The sequence below is a fragment of the Rubritalea profundi genome, from assembly GCF_002954445.1.
Classification (GTDB): Bacteria; Verrucomicrobiota; Verrucomicrobiia; order Verrucomicrobiales; family Akkermansiaceae; genus Rubritalea; species Rubritalea profundi.
The window spans coordinates 3,006,053-3,008,504 of the sequence record NZ_MQWA01000001.1; the positions used below are offsets into that span (position 1 = coordinate 3,006,053).

Consider the following 2,452-nt stretch of genomic DNA (forward strand, 5'->3'; position numbering starts at 1 on the left):
AGCTTAAAATACAATGCCAGTCGAATTCATCAATATTGATCTCGAAATTGAATTTTCTGAACCCTTGGACCACCTATGCCGCGAGTTAGATGAAGCAGGATGCTTGGTACTGTACAATGGTTCTTCAGACACGGGCTTCCTTGCTAGCTTTGAAATAGAAGACGAAGAATCTAGGGATGATCCGAATGCTATTATTATTTCCTTTTGCGATGCTATCAATAGTCTGGGTGAACAAGCGCTGTTAGTTTGGGATCAAGCAGATCGAAGAGTCTTTGATATTGGCTACGAGTCGTGCCCTCCTGAAGGGGTTTTCACCTCAGCCTTGAGATGCGAGGTTCTCGATCAAATCGCGAAATGTGGAGCTGACGTAAAGATCACAATTTACCAGCGAGCAACAAAATAATAAAATCTAGCTAACAAGACGCATCATACAATCACTGACACGCTCGAGAGTTCTAATTTCATGACAATTTCAACCATAACCCAAAACTTGAAGTACACTGAGTGTCAGTGATGCATGTGCTTTACGTTCTCTATTGATTAGCCAGTCGTTTGCGTATTTTCAGGACTAGATTATTCCAGTTGATTACACCATCTCATCAATGCGTTTTGGTTTTCGGCCATTCACGAATTACAGAAAGGGAAGGGGTTTTCTGATTTCTGAGTTGCACCAGATCCTAACATTTCTTTTACTTCCCGAATCGCAAGGTCGTGTGCTCATCCAAATCCAGAGCTCATTCTAGGTTTACCCATGGTTTTTCTCAGTTCATTCTCATCCAGATTAGGTGCACGGATAAAGAACCGTACGGAGAGAACAAGACGCGGCACCGAATCACTGACCAGCTGAGAGAGCGCCGATTTATGACAATTTCACCATCAACCCAAAACCTAAGTGCACTGAGCGGTCAGTGATCCGTGCGCTTTACGTTCTGTAAAAAATGAAGCCATTCTCAATTTTCGTCGTCGCATTTATACTTCAGCTTATAAGTACATTTGCTGATGATGCTCGACCAGCACTAGAGTTTCTGATCATTCATGATAAGAAATTTAAGAATTCAAAATCTATTGAAATAAAGGATCTTGAGATTCAAGGATTCGTTAACTCAGACGTAGATTTCAAGATACATGAACTGGTAGGCACTAAACTTGAAACCGTAGAAATAGATTCCAGGGTTTATAATAAAGACGGCTCGCTCAAGAATAAATCCACTTATGATGCCTACCAAATCATCATAGAGCTAGGCGACAAGGCACAAGCCTCTTTTGCCAGCCTTACTGGCAAGTCTGTTGGTAAGAGGGTTTTAATAAGAATAGGCGAGCACCCATTGTTAGCTCCTAGGGTACATATCCAAATAAACACACCGTCGTTCGAACTCACAATTCGTGATGAAGATAAGGCCAAACTAATTCATAAAGAACTCAGCAAACTGCTAAAGACCGTCTCTACAGAACAAGACGCTGCACCGAATCACTGACCAGCTTAGAGCTCGCCGATTTATGACAATTTCAAACACAACCCAAAACCTAAGTGCACTGAGAGGTCAGTGATCCGTGTGCTTTACGTTAGCCTAAAAAATATGATCGATCCACTCACATTCACAATTCTCGATGCAGTACGAGGGGCTGACTTGGCCATTCTAGTTATAGGTATCATTCTCATCATAACACTTTTTATTGTAGGTCTAAAAAAGAGGCGTGATTCAAATAGCTCAAAAGTATTTGCTACATTGATTCTCCTATTTGGTTGTAGCCTATCAATTTTTCAGATAGCTCAATTCTTCATAAAAGTAGGAACTTACCTATTCCAACATGGACCAGCTCTTCACCCATCTCATTTCCCGTATGAGATTTGCGTGATTCTCTATTTCATAGCAACTCACTTAATGATCATACCATTTTCCATGGTACTAGCTTCAATTCTAATAATCATCCACAAAACAAATTTGGCTAACTCCAAAGATAGCTTCTCATCGGAGCGATAGCGGAGCATGAGAGTTATCGGTTGTTGAACTAGCCCGCCTTGGATCTACCGGTGTAGTTTAGGACGTTCTATGCGTTTTCCTTTGAGCCCTTATAGAGTAGGGGTTTGAGATGGTCTCTCGCTGGGAAATCTCCTGCAATTGCCTTTTTAGAAGCTTAGCTGACGGGTGTTTTACTCTGTATCGCTGACCAGTGTCCCGGTGTCCTTGCGTGGCTGGATTTGAGCTGCCTAACAGCACTGTTAGGACATTGATGAGCCTCATTTCGACCTGAATGAGCAGTTTCCAAAGCACACGTTCTCTAGCGATGGCGGGCGCGATCGCTACTCGGGAGTTCTTGATGTTAGAGCCTGTCGTAGATCTCATTTTAAAAATAGGATTTCTCAAAAAGGTGGTCCTCGGGAGGGGGGGAGTCTGGGGATTTCGCGCAGGAATTGCAGCTTGCCGTCACAGACTGGGCAGCGGTGGGGTTC

3 protein-coding genes are annotated in these 2,452 nt (G+C 42.9%); all 3 read left to right on the forward strand.

Translation table 11 applies throughout. From position 1 onward, the window contains the following. Positions 1-13 precede the first annotated feature (13 nt). On the forward strand, positions 14-403 hold the full coding sequence (locus BSZ32_RS13260) for a hypothetical protein (protein ID WP_105043855.1): 390 nt from the start codon (positions 14-16) through the stop codon (positions 401-403). A 535-nt stretch (positions 404-938) separates the two neighbouring features. Further along, positions 939-1,475 (forward strand): hypothetical protein, encoded by a 537-nt coding sequence (locus tag BSZ32_RS13265; protein ID WP_105043856.1) that lies wholly within the window; start codon positions 939-941, stop codon positions 1,473-1,475. A gap of 778 nt (positions 1,476-2,253) precedes the next feature. Continuing rightward, the coding region (locus BSZ32_RS19425; protein WP_206018845.1) for a hypothetical protein at positions 2,254-2,452 on the forward strand (199 nt) is incomplete at its 3' end.

Bases quoted from the DNA above. Each gene is read 5' to 3' on its own strand.
- BSZ32_RS13265 (WP_105043856.1), top strand. From the start codon at position 939: ATGAAGCCATTCTCAATTTTCGTCGTCGCATTTATACTTCAGCTTATA.
- BSZ32_RS13260 (WP_105043855.1), top strand. From the start codon at position 14: ATGCCAGTCGAATTCATCAATATTGATCTCGAAATTGAATTTTCTGAA.